Below are 14,424 nucleotides of genomic sequence, written 5' to 3'. Positions count from 1 at the left end.
CCACTATGCCCCGCACCACTGAGACCACCAGCACCAACGGCACCGCCGGTAATGGCACAGCGAAGCGGGGCCGGCCCGGCTACGACCAACAGTCGGTGCTGCGCATCGCCGTCGACGTCTTCAACCGCCACGGCTACGACGCGACGTCAATGGGGATCCTGGCGGACAACCTGGGCATCTCCAAGTCGGCGATCTACCACCACGTGCCGTCCAAGGGCGATCTCCTGAAGCTCGCCCTGGACCACGCACTGGGCGGCCTCGAGTCCATCCTGGAGCAGCCGCAGGCAACGTCGGGAGCTGCCGACGCACGGCTGGAATTCGTGCTGCGGCAGACGGTGGCTGTGCTGGTTGACCGCCTGCCCTTTGTCACGCTCCTCCTGCGCCTCCGCGGCAATACCGAGATCGAGCGGGACGCGCTGGAACGGCGGCGCACCTTCGACCACAAGGTGGCGGCCCTGATTTCCGCCGCCCGTGACGAAGGCTCACTCCGCCAGGACATCGACCCCCGGACAGTCTCACGGCTCCTGTTCGGCATGATCAACTCGATCGTCGAGTGGTACAAGCCGGGCGGTTCCCTGTCGCCGCAGCGGCTGGCCGACGACGTCATCACCATGGCGTTCGACGGCCTGCACTCCCAGCCCTAGCCTCCCCAACTGGGCCACGGGAATCCCACGGCTGAGAATGATAAGGGTGCTTGGTATTTTCCCCGCTCCCCGGCTACGGTGGTAGAAAGCCAGCATCCGCAGGGAGGTACAGATGGGCCAGGCCAGCGACCCGCAGCGTTCACGCCGCCGGCGTACAGTGCTGGGCGGCGGCGTCCTTGCGGCCGCCCTGGCACTCAGCGGCTGCACGGGTGCGCCAAGTCCCCCGGCCCCCAGTGGCACCTCCTCAAGCCAGGCGCCGTCGTCGGCCTCCGCCAACACCGCACCGGTGTCCTCCGCCCCAGGTTCGGCCGCGCCGGTGGAAGGCGGCTCCGGGACGGCGGCGGGCAACCTGCCGCAGCTCGTGGAGAACCTCTCGCCGTCCGTCGTCACCATCTTCACGGAGGGCGGCCTGGGCAGCGGCGTGGTGTACTCGGCTGACGGACTGATCCTGACCAACGAGCACGTGATCCGCGGCGCCACCAGTGTTGAGGTGGGGTTCGCCGACGGGCAGCGGGTGGAAGGGACCGTGAAGGCCAGCGACGCCGTGACGGACCTTGCGCTGGTGCAGGCCAAGCGCACCGGCCTGCCGAAGCCCACCTATCAGAGCGACCTGCCCAAGGTGGGCGAAGGCGCCCTGGTCCTGGGTTCCCCCCTTGGCTTCGAGAACACGGCCACCGCCGGCATTATCTCCGGCCTCCACCGTTCCATCCCCGGCTCCGCGTCGAACAGCCTCTCGCTGGTGGACCTCATCCAGACGGACGCGCCCATCAGCCCCGGCAACTCCGGCGGCGCGGTGATCAATATGCGCGGTGAAGTGATCGGCATCAGCGAGGCCTACATCCCGCCGTCGGCCGGGGCTGTGTCACTTGGCTTTGCGATTCCCGCCGCCACCGCCGTGGACGTGGCTGAAGAGCTGCTGGCCAACGGCAGCGCCAAGCACGCGTACCTGGGCCTCACTCCGGGAGAACTGACGGCCCAGATCGCCGACCAGCTGGGAATCCAGGAAGGGGCCGGCGTCGTGGTGCTCGCGGCGGACAGTGACGGCCCTGCCGGGCGTGCCGGGATCCGCCCGGGCGACGTCCTGCAGTCCATGGAGGGCGTGGAGCTCACCACGCCGGAGAAGCTCCTGGCGGAACTGCGCAAGCGCAACCCCGGCGACACCGTAGGCTTCAAGGTCAAGCGCGGCGATCAAAGTTTGGATATCAAGGTGGACCTTACCGACCGGCCCGCCAGCACAACCACCCGATAGGAAGGAAAAGAACATGAGCCACCCCAAGGAAGAACCCGATGCCGGATTCATCATTCCGGACCCCTCAAAGATCCGCGAGGACGTTCCCGGCGACGCCGGCGACGAGGCCAATGTGATCCGCTTCAGCGAGGAGCAGGCCCTGATCGAGGAACAGTCGCACGGCATCCGCCCGGACACTTACAGCGTCCCCTCCGGCGGCCCCACCATGGACGAGGCCCGCGGCAACATGGACCTTTCCGACCGCAGCGAAGGCGGCCGCGGCACGGGTCCCGAGGATGACAGCAGCGACGACGGCCTGCATGGCGGCGCCGAAAGCTAAGGCCTTACGAAAACAAGCAGCAGGGGTGCCCCGGTCCAACCGGGGCACCCCTGCTGCTTTGCTTAGGCCTGCTGCCTGACTAGACCTGGTACTCGAGCTTGCCGCCGAGGTTCTGGTGGACGCACAGGATGTTGTGTTCCGTATCCATGAACCAAGCGCACTTCTCCGACTCGGTGGTGCAGATGTGGTTTTCCGTCCGCAGCGTGGGGAGGTCGTAATCCTGGAACATCACGCCCCTGGCTTCCATGTCCCGGACGGTCGCCTCGATGTCCGAAACCTCAAAACTCAAGGCCGTGTGCTCGGAATGCTTGCCGTCCGCCACCGGCATCAGCTGCAGCATGGGACCGCCGACGGCGCCGAGTATTTCGCTGCCGTCCTCCGCCTTGCCGCGGTGCGGAAGTCCGAGCTTTTCGGTGTAGAAAGCGCGGGCGCGGGCTGCATCATCGACCGGCAGGATGGTTGTGGCTGTGTTCATTCTAAGGTTCATGTGGCCACCTCCTACGGGATGAATCCTACGCCCGCGCCGCCGGAAAAGATCCTCCCCGGGACGCCCGCTCACCTCCTGCATCCAAAACCGAAACGCCCGCTCACCTCCTGCATCCAAAACCGAAACGCCCGCTCACCTTTGACACCCAAAGCGCAAACGCCCGCTCACTTTCGAGAGGAAAGTGAGCGGGCGTTGATCAAAAAGGTGCCAGACCTGAGCGGGCGTTGGGAGGCTACTTCTCCACGAGGGTGAGGACGTCGTAGGTGGCCACGATCTCGTCGTCCTGGTTGGTGAGCACGGCGTCCCAGGCCACTTCGCCGTATTCATCAGTTTCGCGCGGTGTGATCTTCTTGGCTGTCAGCGTCACCCGGATGGAGTCCCCTGCGGCGACGGGCGTGATGAAGCGCAGGTTCTCCAGCCCATAGTTGGCCAGGACGGGGCCCGGCGCCGGCTCCACGAACAGTCCGGCGCCCCAGGCGAGCAGGAGGTAGCCGTGGGCCACGATGCCCGGGAAGAACGGGTTGGCTTCGGCGGCCTCCTGGTTGGTGTGGGCGTAGAACGTGTCACCGGTGGAGTTGGCGAAAGCCGTGATGTCCTCCAGGGTGACCTGGCGCAGGTCGGACCGGACGGCGTCGCCAATCCGCAGCGTTGCCAGCGGCTTCCGGAACGGGTGCGTCCCTTCGGTCTCCACCGTGAAGTTCCGGTCGGCACCGGTGTGCCACACGCCGGTGACGGCCGTGAGCATGTTGGGGGAACCCTGGATGGCGGTGCGCTGCATGTGGTGCATTACCGACCGGATGCCGCCCAGTTCCTCGCCGCCGCCCGCGCGGCCCGGACCGCCGTGGACCAGGTGCGGCACCGGTGAACCGTGGCCGGTGGAGCTGCGGGCATCCTCGCGGTTGAGCATCAGGACGCGGCCGTGGTGGGCAGCGATGCCGGTAACCAGTTCCCGGGCCACGTCCGGATCGTTGGTGCACACGGAGGCCACCAGGGAGCCGCTGCCGCGGGCGGCGAGGCGGACGGCATCGGCGATGTCCTTGTACCCGATCACGGACGAAACGGGCCCGAAAGCCTCCAGCGAGTGGACTTCCTCCGCCTCGGGGTCCTGCCAGTTCAACAGGACCGGTGCCATGAACGCCCCGCCTTCCACCACCCCGGTGGTCCCGCCGGCGGAGGTGACCGACGGCGAATCGAGGGTTCCGTACGCAAGCTCGCCGCCGGCGTCGAGCATGGACTGCACGGCCGCGCGCACGTCGTTGAGCTGTTCCACTGAGGCGAGTGCACCCATGGTGACGCCGTCAGCGCGGGGGTCCCCGAGGACGATGCGTTCGGTGATGCGTCTGCCGATGGCCGCCGAGACGGGGCCAACCAGCTCCTGGGGCACGATGGCGCGGCGGATGGCCGTGCACTTCTGTCCTGCCTTGGCCGTCATTTCGGTGACCACGGACTTGACGAAGGCGTCGAATTCAGGGGTGCCCTCCACGGCGTCCGGGCCAAGGATCGCGGCGTTGAGGGAGTCTGTTTCGGAGGTAAAGCGGACACCGCCCTGGACCACGTTCGGGTGGGACTTCAGGGACAGGGCAGTGGAGGCGGAACCTGTGAACGCCACCAGGTCCCGGTAGTCCAGGACGTCCAGCAGCCCTCGGACCGAACCGGAGACCAGCTGCAGCGAGCCCTTGGGCAGGATGTTTGATTCGACAATGGCCTTGACCACGGCGGCAGCCACGTAGCCGGTGGGAGTGGCGGGCTTGACGATGGTGGGCACGCCGGCGATGAAGGCCGGGGCGAATTTCTCCAGCATGCCCCAGACCGGAAAGTTGAACGCATTGATCTGGACGGCAACGCCGGGAATGCGGGTATAGATGTGTTCGCCGGCGAAGGAGCCATCCTTGGACAGCACCTCCATGGGCCCGTCCACCACCACCTGGGAGTTGGGGAGTTCCCGCCGGCCCTTGGAGCCGAAGGTGAAGAGGACGCCGATACCGCCGTCGATGTCGATCATGGAATCCACCTTGGTGGCGCCGGTCTGGGCCGAGAAGGTGTAGAAGTGCTCGCCCCGGGCGTTCAGGTACTGCGCCAGTTCCTTGAGCTTGAGGGCCCGCTGGTGGAAGGTCAGCTTGCCCAGCTCAGCCTGGCCGGTGGTGCGTCCGTAGTCCACGACGGCGGCCAGGTCCAGCCCCTCCGTGCTCACCTTCGCCAGGACTTCCCCGGTGCTCGCATCACGGACGGGGACTGCCGAAGCCGACGAGCCGGCGTCGGGCGTCCACCATGCATCCATGATGAAGCTGGGCACTGTCTCCACGGTGTCGACCGTGGCCTGGGGAGCTGTGGCTGTGGTGGTCATCGTTGACGGTCCTTCCAACAAGGGGGCAGGCAAACACGACAGGTCATTACTGACCGTCCGTTCGGTAATATATTCACCATACATGAAGTGCCGTGCCGCAGACTAGAAGGCCGGGACTAATTCGGCCACCCAAAGGAGAACGTATGAGCACCCCATCCCCCATGGAAGCTGCGGAACACCAGCCTTCCGCGCACGAGCTGTGGAAGATCACGCTGGGCGAACTGGACGAAAAAATGGGCGTGAAGATCCTGGAGGAATCCGTGGACCGCGTGGTGGCCACCATGCCGGTGGAGGGCAACCGGCAGTCGTTCGGACTGCTGCACGGCGGCGCCTCCCTTGCCGTGGGCGAGGCCGTCGGGTCCTGGGCCGCCGTCATCCACGCCAGCACCATGGGCAAGACGGCGGTGGGCGTGGACGTTTCCGCCACCCACCACCGCTCCGCCAGGGAGGGCCAGATCACCATCACGGCCACCCCCATCCACCTGGGCGGCACCCTGGCCACACACGAGGTGCTGATCACCAACGAGGCGGGCCAGCGGCTCTGCACCCTGCGCATCACCAACCTGCTGATGAAGCGAAAAAACTGACACCAAAAATCCGGGTACTGCATCCAAACGTGATGTTCCGGCGGTAGTAAGCGCGTAAGCATGAAACAGCCCGTCCCCGGGCATCCTTCAAGGAGTTCGAAATGCGCAAAATAACCGTCGCCGCTGGAGCACTTTCACTTGCCGCATCACTGGCCTTCGCTGCCCCCGCGCAGGCGGACAGCCGGCATCATGATGACGAACCCGCCCTTCTGTCCGTCCTGCATGGCGTGCCCGGCCTCACCGTGGATGTGTGGGTGAACGGCGATCTCACCCTGGACAACTTCACGCCCGGCACTTTGGCCGGGCCGCTGGAACTGGCGGCCGGGGACTACCAGATCGCCATCACGGGGGCGGATGCCACAAGCGCGGAGGACCCGGTGATCGGGCCGGTGCACGTTGAACTCGACGAGGGCGGCAACTACACCGCAGTGGCGCATCTTGACGCCGATGGCACCCCCACCGCGTCGCTCTTCACCAACGACACCAAGGCGCCCCGGAATGAGAAGAAGGGCAAGCTGACCGTCCGGCACGTAGCCGCTGCTCCCGCCGTCGACGTCCTGGCCGGCGGGTCGGCCGTGATTGAGGGACTCAGCAACCCGGACGAGGCAATCCTGAAGCTTAGGGCCGGGACCATCTCAGCGTCCGTCGCGGCAGCAGGGACCACCGACCCCGTCATTGGGCCTGCGGACATCACGGTCGAAGGCGGGAAGAACACCATCGTCTACGCGTGGGGCAGCCTGGCCGACGGCACCCTGGACGTCGCCGTCCAGGTGGTTGACGGCAAGGACAGGTGCGACGACGACCACTGACGGGCGTCCTGCCTGCGGGCCACGAATGAGCGCCACCCGGGGCGGGGCTGCGAGATGGCCGCCCCGCCCCCGGTGGCTACCTGGCAGACTGCCGGTTCCGGCGGCGCACCAGGACCATCAGGAGGACCCCGACGGCGAGCGCTGCGGCTGCGGCGATCGCGGCGGTGACCAACCCCGACGATCCGGTGTAGGCCAGGTCGCCGGCACCAGCGGAATCATTGCTGTTTCCCCCTGTATTGGCCAGATCCGCCGGGGGCGTGACAGTCGGCGGCATGATGGGGGCCGGGGTGCTGGCCGGGGTACTTGACGGCGGGGTCACGACGACGGGAGTTTCGGCAGGCGGCGAAAGTGGCGTGTCCGTGGGGGTCGGGGTAGTCGGGGCCGGAGTGGTTGGGGCCGGGGCTGATGGCGTCGGAGTAGCCGGCGGCCCGGTGGGGGCCGGCGATGCAGGTGGCTGGGCTGCGGCCGGGGCAAACTCAAAGTTGCCGGCACCCGATCTGCTGAACCCGTTGACCGTCTCAGCCGTAAAGCGGAGCGTGTCCGTATCCTGCGGAGCGGTGAAGCTCCAGTTTCCGGCTGCATCCACGGGCACATCGAACGAGTCCTTCCCCTGGACCGTGATCCGGACACTGGAACCGGCAGCAACGGCTGAGGCCGGTGCCGCAGGAACCTGGCCGCTGATGGTTTGTCCTGGCTGGTAGGTCCCCCCGGGCCCCGGAGCCGTGACGGCAGGCTTGTTGAGGAAGAGTTCCAGTTCGTAGCCCGGCAGCACTTTCAGCGAGTCCTCCAGGGTGGCTGCCACGGCAATGTTGTGGACCCCGTCCGAGTCGCCGGCGGAATGGGTACCCACGGCGAAGTTTCCGGTGATCCAGGGGCCGCCGGAGTCACCGCCTGCCGACTGCACGTCATAAGAGAGGAACCCGTTGAACGCGCGGATGTCGTTAGGGTCCGTGGGATAGTTGGGGCCGCCAACCAGGAAGATTCCCACCGCACTGATGTGGCCGCAGGACCACCCCGTCCTCCATCCGGAACGGCAGACAGGCATGCCGGGCACCGGGGACTCGGTTCCGATGATCTTGACGTCCGGGCCTGGCTGCGACGGGTCCCCGTAGGTACTGGTGGCCGGCAGCGGATCCAGGCCCTGCTGGATGGTTCCAAGAACGGCGATGTCAGTTCCCACATTGCCCGGATCGGTGATCGCGGTGTAGTCGGGCCCGGTGGGGGTGTTCGGGTCGAGCACCGGGGAGTTTCCGGGACCGCCAAACTGGCTGAACGCGAAGCTGCCCAGGCGGCCCGCCGGCGCTCCCGCGAGCAGCAGGTCAGCTGTCTTGGCAGTACCGTCTTCTGCGCAGTGTCCGGCGGTCAGGACAGCGGGCAGTCCGGCCGGATCAAAGGCGGAGAAGCCTGCGGAACAGGTGAATCCGGTGTCGGACCTGTACCCGACCCCGCCGGGAACGTCCTTTTCGGGCTTGAGGGGGACGGCGCCGTCGAGCACCACGTTGGTGTACTTGGAGACGAATTCCGCTGGCGAGATCCTGCCCGGCGCGGCGTCCGTGGACGGGGTGCCGGGCAGGCTGGAGGCCGTTCCGGGAGTTCCCTCCTGGGTTGATTGGGCGGATGCGACGCCGCCTGTCCGGATCACGAACCTGCCGCCGGAGGTGACCACCGCCTGCAGCCCCGCCGTACCCACCTCGCGCACGTAGGCGTGGAAGAGCTGCTCTGTGCTGGCCGCCACCTGCGAGCCGGGTGCCGGCGCGGCAGGCTTGGCGGGGGGTGTCTGCTGGGGAGCGGACGACGGCGGCGGGCTGGCCGGCGTGCCGGCAGGTTCCGTTGCCGGCGAAGTGGGAAGGGCCGGCTCTTCAAGCGAGATGCCGGGGACACTTGCTGCCAACTTCCCAACCGCCGACTCCAGCTCGGGTCCGCTGCCGGTCACGATGATCTTGGTGTCCTGGAACCTGATGCCGGTATAGCCGGGGATGGTGCGCAGCTGTTCCGCCGCAGCCGCTGCCCGGCTGCCCAGCTCCCCGGCCGCGGTGAACTGTTCCGGCGTGAGGCCAAGGTCCCGCAGTATGGCGGCGTCAAGGTCTGCCTGGGGAATGCCGTTGTTCCCGGACGGGCTTGCGGCACTGTCCGCGGGGGCGGTGCTGGTGGGACCTGGCGAAGATGTGGCTGAGGGTTGGGTTGGGGAGCTCTCTGTCGGGTCAGCGAAGGCCCACCCAGGCGCGGCCCCCAAGGCCGAGGCAGCCAAAATTCCTGCAGCCGCCCCCACTGCGAGGCTGCGCTTTCCTTGCCTGAATGCCGTGGCTGTTCTCATCGTGGTTCCTTTGCGTAGGCAGCTCCGGACAGCACCAGGACAGCGTCCAGTTCCGAAGGGCTGAGTCCATTCGAGAGCAGGTAGTTCCGGGTGTCCAGACCGCGGACAAACGCGACCACCGCGAGCCCGCGCTGCTCCAGCAGGGGCGCCAGTTCCGGCTCAGTCAGGTACCGCTCGCGGCTGTGGGGTGGCCCGTGGGTGCGGTAGCGCTCATTGATGCCGCGGGCTGCCCGCCGGTAGCCGTCGGCGATGGCCTCGTCGGAGTCTCCCGCCAGGTCCTGGATCAGGGCGGCGACGAGTCCACTGCGGTCGCGGCCAGCGGCACAGTGCAGCAGGACCTTCCCCTTCGGAGCGGCCAGGGCGATGCTCCGGAAGACGCCCACCAGCTTCTCCGGAAAGAGCCGGGCGTTTTCGGCGTAGTGGGCCGGATCGTTCAAGTAAGGGCCGGTGACGTCGGTGAAGCGTGGATCACCGGGCTCCTCCGTGGGTGCCTGCACCACGTCGATGCCTGCCCAGGCATCGGCCGGCACCACGGGATCGTTGTCCCGGCGCCGCCCCTCCGCAGTGTTGCGAAGGTCCACCACGGTGCGGACGCCGTCGTCGAACACCTGCTTCCAGCCTGCTTCAGTCAGCCACTCACGCCGGCCCATCCGGTAGATACCTCCCGAAACGTGCCATGCGTTGACAGCTCCATCCCAGTCCATGGGCCTGCCAAGTTTGTTCACCCGGACAGCTAACCACACGCTCCTGAATGCTGCACGTCACAAAAAAACGCGGCCGGTAAGGGTACAAAGGCCCCACAGCGTCAATCCACCGGGCAATACTCTTGCAACGCAAGCTACTCAATGTGACTCATGTTCAAAGGGGACCCCAATGGGAAATGCTCTATTACGACGCCGAATCCCGGCTTTCGCCGCCGGCCTCGCCAGCCTGGTGATGGCGTCGGGCCTTGCGGCCATTCCAGCCGAAGCGGCACCGGCTCCAAAGGTGGACTACGTCGCCCTCGGTGATTCCTATACCGCTGGCATTGGCGCCGGACCCTATGACGAAACTAAAACCTGCATCCAGACCTCCGGCGGCTATGTGGACATTGTGGCTAAGACGGGTCGTGTAAACCTGCTCGTGAACGCCGCTTGCAGCGGTGCAGAGCTCACAGGCGGGCCAACAAGCGTGGCCGCACAGCTCAGTGACCCCGAGACGCTGGCCGCTTTGGCGGATGCCGAACTGGTGAGTTTCACAGCAGGCGCGAACGATTTGGGATTTGCACAGATAATCGGAATCTGCGCGACGTTGAGCCCAACAGATTGCAGGAATGCCGTCACTGCGGCGACCTCAGAGGCGAGCCTGAGTGCGATCACCCTGGCGTTAGCTGAAACATACAAGGCGATCCAGACAGCCGCACCGCATGCGACGATCGTCGTATTGGGATACCCACAGCTCTTCGACACAACTGACCCGATCATTCCCCTCCCCATCCCCCTGACGAGCCAGGAGCTAATCAACCTCGGAACCCTGGCCATCAACGGGGCGATTGAGGATGCGGTCAACTTCGCGAATGAGAACTACGGCACGAACGCCGTTTACGTTGACGTGACTGACCGGTTCGCCGGGCATGAGGTCAATTCGGGGGATCCTTGGATCTTCTTCGCCGCTTATGTCGATTCAACTGGCACAGTTCAGCTTGATCCGCGAAGCTTCCACCCGAACAAGGCCGGGCACCGGGCCTATGCCTCTGCATTGCTCGCGTCGGTGAGGCTCGGCCAACTCGTGCGACTTTAGGCATGCTGCCTTAGCCGCGCCGGGCCAGCCGGTACTCAAGCCCGGCGCGGACGGCAGGCCATTCGTGGTCCAGGATGGAGAACACCACGGTGTCCCGGAGGTTTCCGTCGCTGGTCCTCGAATGGCTGCGGAGCACGCCGTCCTGTTTGGCGCCGAGCCGGGCAATCGCCTCCCGTGACTGGTGGTTCAGCCAGTGCGTGCGGAACTCAACAGCGGGGCAACCGATCACTTCGAAGGCGTGCCTGAGCAGCAGCAGCTTGGAATCCGGGTTGGTGCCGGTCCCCTGCGCCGACGCCGCATTCCAGGTGGAGCCGATCTCCACGCGCGGGGTTGCGGCGTCGATGTTCATGTAGGTGGTCATGCCGATGATCCGGCCCGGTCCGCCGGTAGCGGCGTCGATCAGCCGGGTGGTGAACGGGAGCATGGTTCCCTGCTCCTGCAGCGAGAGCCGCCGCCGGATCTCCGCCGCCATGGCGTCCGGAGCCGGGACAGAGGTGTACCAAAGCTTCCAGAGCCCGCCGTCGGTGGCGGCGTCCACCAGGCCGTCGTGATGCTCCTCCGCGAGCGGCTCCAGGATTACATGGCGGCCGGTCAGGGTAAGGGGTTCAAGGAAAGTCACTTCCCCAGCCTAGGCCCGCTCACCTGGCGGGTTACGCTGGGGAAGCACCACGACGTCGAGCGAGGGAGTTATTTTGTCAGGAACCAATCCGGATCCCGAGGACGACAAGGTCACCGGCCTTGAGCCTGGCGGCGGGGTTCCGCCGGGCGAAACTCCGCCGGGAGAGGCATCAACGGCGGGCCCGCAGGGTCATGACGAGCATGGCACCAGGAAGGGCACGCAGTTCCTGTGGATTGCCATTATCGGCGTCGTGGTCGTGCTGTGCCTCCTGTACTTCATCGGCTACATTGTGGGTTTCTTCGACTAGCCAACGCTCCTAGCTGGGCCAGTCGAAAAAGCCCTTGCCCGCTTTGCGCCCCAGTTCGCCCCGGGCCACCTTGTCCTTGAGGATCTGCGGGGGCGCGAACCGCTCGCCCAGGGTGGAGTGCAGGTACTCGGCGATGCCCAGGCGGACGTCCAGTCCCACAATGTCCGTAGTCTTCAGGGGCCCGGTGGGGTGCTTGTAGCCCAGGACCATGGCGGCATCGATGTCTTCCGCGGACGCCACGCCTTCCTCCACCATCCGCATGGCCTCAAGTGCAATGGCTATGCCAAGGCGTGATGACGCGAAGCCCGGAGCATCATTGACGACGACGGCGGTCTTGCCGAGTGCTTCCACCCACTTTTTCGCCGCGGCGGCAAGTTCGGGAGATGTGCGCTCGCCCAGCACCACTTCGATGAGGGTGGAGGCGGGCACGGGGTTGAAGAAGTGCAGGCCCAGGAAGTTCTCCGGCCGCTTCAGTTCGCGGGCCAGCCCGTTGACGGACAGCGACGAGGTGTTGGAGGCGATGAAGGCGTCTTCGGCCAGCCGTTCCTCGATGCCCCGCAGCGCGGAAACTTTCAGGTCCCAGTCTTCCGGGACGGCTTCCACCACCAGCTGGCGGTCCTTGAAGGCGTCATAGTCCACCCCGACGGTCAGCCGGGACACCATCTCATCGAGGTTTGCATCGGTCACACCTCGCTCAATGCTCTTCGCGGCCGCGGACTCCACCCGTTCCCTGGCGGCCTCCGCCGATTGTTCGTCGCGCTCCACCACCAGCACGTCGGCGCCTTTGATCAGGAAGGCGTGGGCAATGCCGGCGCCCATGCGGCCGCCGCCCAGCACGCCGACAGAAGTGGGAAGGTTGGCGGGAACTTCAAGCTTGCTCATGGTCTACTTTCCGTCGGCTGGAATGGTGGAGGCGGCGTTGGCCTTCTTCGCTGCGTTGCGGTCCAGGAATGCCTGCATGCGGTCGAACTTGGCCTGGGATTCGAACAGGATTCCCTGGGCCAGCTGGTCGATGAGCGGATGGGCTTCCGCGGGGGCGTGGAACACAGACTTGGTGATCCGTACCGCCAGTGGGTCCTGCCGGCCAATCCTGTTGGCCAGGCTGTGGGCTGCATCCAAAAGATCCGCGGGGTCGTGGATTTCAGTGATGAGGTTGGCGGCACGGGCCTCGTCTGCGCCGAGAACCAGTCCAGCCAACAGAATCTGCTTGGCCAGGGGTTCGCCCACGAGTTCCTTAAGCCGCCAGCTGGCACCGGCAGCAGCCAGAATTCCGAGGCCTGTTTCCGGGTTGCCGATGCGTACGTTGGGGGTGCCGATCCGGAAGTCGGCGGCATAGGCCAGTTCGGCGCCCCCGCCCAGGCAGTAACCGTCCAGCGCGGCGATGACCGGCATAGGCAGTTTGGCAATCCGGACGAAAATGGTGGAGTTGATTCCCTGCAGGGCATCATCCCGGCGCCGCTCGCGCAGCTGGGCGATGTCTGCGCCGGAGGCGAAGACTCCATCCACGCCGGCGATGATCAGCACCTTGGGGTTCTGTTCCAACGCCGCGCAGACGGTATGGAGCTCATCCACCATCTGCTGGTCGATGGCGTTCTTTACCTCGGGCCGGTTAAGCAGCACCACCACCCGGTCATCCCGCTCCTCCACCAGCAGGGCGGCGAAGTTTTCCGATGCCAGGTGGACGCCGACCCCCATCAGATCTTCTCCAGCAGCATCGCGGTGCCCTGGCCAACGCCCACGCACATGGTGGCCAGGCCGATCCGGGCATCTTCGCGTTCCATCCGGCCCAGCAGGGTGATGGCAAGCCGTGAGCCGCTGGAACCCAGCGGATGCCCCAGGGCGATCGCTCCGCCGTCGCGGTTGACGATCTCCGGTTCCAGGCCCAGGCGCCGGATGCAGGCCAGGGACTGCGTGGCAAAGGCCTCGTTGAGTTCGACGGCGGACAGGTCACCTACGCTCAGGCCGCTTCGCTTGAGCACTTTCTGGGTGGCGGGGACGGGACCGATGCCCATGATCTCCGGTTCGCAGCCGGCGGAGGCGCCGTCGATGATGCGGGCGCGGGGGGTCAGGCCCAGCCGTTCAATGGCTGCTTCCGACGCCACGATGATCGCCGAGGCGCCGTCGTTGAGGGACGAGGAGTTCCCGGCCGTGACCACGGATCCGCCGTGCGCCACGGGTTTGAGTCCCGCCAGAACGTCCATGCTGGTGCCGGCACGCGGGCCCTCGTCCGTGTCCACCACGGTCTCGGATTTGCGGGACTTGACGGTCACCGGGACGATCTCGTCTTTGAAGCGGCCGGCCTGGATGGCGTCCAGGGCCAACTGGTGGGAGCGGACCGCGAACGCGTCAGCGTCCTCGCGGGAGATGCCGTCCACCCTGGCCACTTCCTCAGCCGTTTCAGGCATGGAGTAGGTCATCTTCCCGTCGCGGGACAGTCCGCCGTGCTGGAAGTGCGGGTTGGTGAACCGCCAGCCGATCGAGGTGTCGAAAATCTGGCCCGGCTTGGCAAATGCGGCGGCGGGCTTCTCCTGGACCCAGGGTGCCCGGCTCATGGATTCAACGCCGCCGGCGATGACAATGTCGGCGGCTCCTGCCTTGATCATGTGGCTGGCCTGGATGATGGCGCTCAGGCCGGAGGCGCAGAGCCGGTTGACGGTGATCCCGGGAACGTGCAGCGGCAGCCCGGCCAGCAGGGTGGCCATCCGGGCAACGTTCCGGTTCTCCTCCCCCGCGCCGTTCGCATTGCCGAGAATGACCTCGTCAATGCTTTCGGGATCCAGGCCGGCGCGTTCCACGGCTTCCCGGACCACCAAGGCCGCAAGGTCGTCCGGGCGCACGGAGGACAGGGCGCCCCCGTACCTGCCCACGGGCGTTCGGACCCCGCCTACAAGGAAAGCCTGCGGACCTGCGGTTGCAGCCATGGAAACACCCTTCACGCGATAAACAGCACTGTCATCGGCGGGCGG

At 66.3% G+C, this 14,424-nt stretch carries 15 protein-coding genes; 7 read left to right on the top strand and 8 right to left on the bottom strand.

Annotated elements, in window-relative coordinates:
- Positions 1–5: 5 nt before the first annotated feature.
- From ASG86_RS00770 to ASG86_RS00760, 3 genes are all read left to right on the top strand, one after another.
- Positions 6–644 carry a TetR/AcrR family transcriptional regulator gene (locus ASG86_RS00770; RefSeq protein WP_056328858.1) on the top strand — a complete coding sequence of 213 codons (639 nt, stop codon included), beginning with the start codon at positions 6–8 and terminating at the stop codon, positions 642–644.
- Between the two features lie 112 nt (positions 645–756).
- Complete coding sequence (locus ASG86_RS00765) at positions 757–1,893, top strand: S1C family serine protease (RefSeq protein WP_056328855.1); 1,137 nt, start codon at positions 757–759, stop codon at positions 1,891–1,893.
- A 13-nt stretch (positions 1,894–1,906) separates the two neighbouring features.
- Entirely contained in the window at positions 1,907–2,212 is a 306-nt protein-coding gene (locus ASG86_RS00760) for a hypothetical protein (protein WP_056328852.1), read from the top strand.
- Positions 2,213–2,291: 79 nt separating this feature from the next.
- On the opposite strand, the gene ASG86_RS00755 is transcribed toward ASG86_RS00760, so the two are convergent.
- Both ASG86_RS00755 and paaZ read right to left on the bottom strand, forming a co-directional pair.
- Positions 2,292–2,687 carry a VOC family protein gene (locus ASG86_RS00755; RefSeq protein WP_235565034.1) on the bottom strand — a complete coding sequence of 132 codons (396 nt, stop codon included), beginning with the start codon at positions 2,685–2,687 and terminating at the stop codon, positions 2,292–2,294.
- A 244-nt stretch (positions 2,688–2,931) separates the two neighbouring features.
- On the bottom strand, positions 2,932–5,043 hold the full coding sequence (paaZ, locus tag ASG86_RS00750; protein WP_056328847.1) for a phenylacetic acid degradation bifunctional protein PaaZ: 2,112 nt from the start codon (positions 5,041–5,043) through the stop codon (positions 2,932–2,934).
- Positions 5,044–5,186: 143 nt separating this feature from the next.
- On the opposite strand from paaZ, the gene ASG86_RS00745 reads away from it, so the two are divergent.
- Together ASG86_RS00745 and ASG86_RS00740 are read left to right on the top strand one after the other, a co-directional pair.
- On the top strand, positions 5,187–5,630 hold the full coding sequence (locus ASG86_RS00745; protein ID WP_056328844.1) for a PaaI family thioesterase: 444 nt from the start codon (positions 5,187–5,189) through the stop codon (positions 5,628–5,630).
- 101 nt (positions 5,631–5,731) lie between these two features.
- Positions 5,732–6,439 (top strand): DUF4397 domain-containing protein, encoded by a 708-nt coding sequence (locus tag ASG86_RS00740; protein ID WP_056328841.1) that lies wholly within the window; start codon positions 5,732–5,734, stop codon positions 6,437–6,439.
- A gap of 76 nt (positions 6,440–6,515) precedes the next feature.
- Here ASG86_RS00740 and ASG86_RS00735 read toward each other — a convergent pair whose 3' ends face one another.
- Both ASG86_RS00735 and ASG86_RS00730 read right to left on the bottom strand, forming a co-directional pair.
- The gene (locus ASG86_RS00735) at positions 6,516–8,753 is read right to left on the bottom strand and encodes a S1 family peptidase (protein ID WP_056328836.1); all 2,238 of its coding nucleotides are present in this window, start codon (positions 8,751–8,753) and stop codon (positions 6,516–6,518) included.
- Entirely contained in the window at positions 8,750–9,457 is a 708-nt protein-coding gene (locus ASG86_RS00730; RefSeq protein WP_056329656.1) for a tyrosine-protein phosphatase, read from the bottom strand. Before ASG86_RS00730 ends, ASG86_RS00735 begins: the two co-directional genes overlap by 4 nt.
- Positions 9,458–9,626: 169 nt before the next feature.
- On the opposite strand from ASG86_RS00730, the gene ASG86_RS00725 reads away from it, so the two are divergent.
- On the top strand, positions 9,627–10,532 hold the full coding sequence (locus ASG86_RS00725) for an SGNH/GDSL hydrolase family protein (RefSeq protein ID WP_056328833.1): 906 nt from the start codon (positions 9,627–9,629) through the stop codon (positions 10,530–10,532).
- A gap of 10 nt (positions 10,533–10,542) precedes the next feature.
- Here ASG86_RS00725 and ASG86_RS00720 read toward each other — a convergent pair whose 3' ends face one another.
- Positions 10,543–11,151 (bottom strand): GNAT family N-acetyltransferase, encoded by a 609-nt coding sequence (locus ASG86_RS00720; protein ID WP_056328830.1) that lies wholly within the window; start codon positions 11,149–11,151, stop codon positions 10,543–10,545.
- 73 nt (positions 11,152–11,224) lie between these two features.
- Between ASG86_RS00720 and ASG86_RS00715 the strand changes: the two genes are divergently transcribed.
- Positions 11,225–11,458, top strand: a complete 234-nt coding sequence (locus ASG86_RS00715; protein ID WP_056328827.1) for a DUF6480 family protein — start codon at positions 11,225–11,227, stop codon at positions 11,456–11,458.
- 9 nt (positions 11,459–11,467) lie between these two features.
- Here ASG86_RS00715 and ASG86_RS00710 read toward each other — a convergent pair whose 3' ends face one another.
- The 3 genes from ASG86_RS00710 to ASG86_RS00700 are packed head-to-tail and all read right to left on the bottom strand — an operon-like array spanning position 11,468 to position 14,379.
- Positions 11,468–12,340: a 3-hydroxyacyl-CoA dehydrogenase family protein gene (locus ASG86_RS00710; protein WP_056328824.1), complete on the bottom strand. Its 873-nt coding sequence runs from the start codon at positions 12,338–12,340 to the stop codon at positions 11,468–11,470.
- A gap of 3 nt (positions 12,341–12,343) precedes the next feature.
- Positions 12,344–13,153 (bottom strand): enoyl-CoA hydratase/isomerase family protein, encoded by an 810-nt coding sequence (locus ASG86_RS00705; protein WP_056328821.1) that lies wholly within the window; start codon positions 13,151–13,153, stop codon positions 12,344–12,346.
- Positions 13,153–14,379 (bottom strand): thiolase family protein, encoded by a 1,227-nt coding sequence (locus ASG86_RS00700; RefSeq protein ID WP_056329652.1) that lies wholly within the window; start codon positions 14,377–14,379, stop codon positions 13,153–13,155. The genes ASG86_RS00705 and ASG86_RS00700 overlap by 1 nt, the downstream gene beginning before the upstream one ends.
- Positions 14,380–14,424 lie beyond the last annotated feature (45 nt).

It is taken from the genome of Arthrobacter sp. Soil764 (genome assembly GCF_001428075.1).
Classification (GTDB): Bacteria; Actinomycetota; Actinomycetes; order Actinomycetales; family Micrococcaceae; genus Arthrobacter.
Note: the sequence above shows the minus strand (reverse complement) of the source record. Positions and strands in the feature narration are given on the sequence as shown.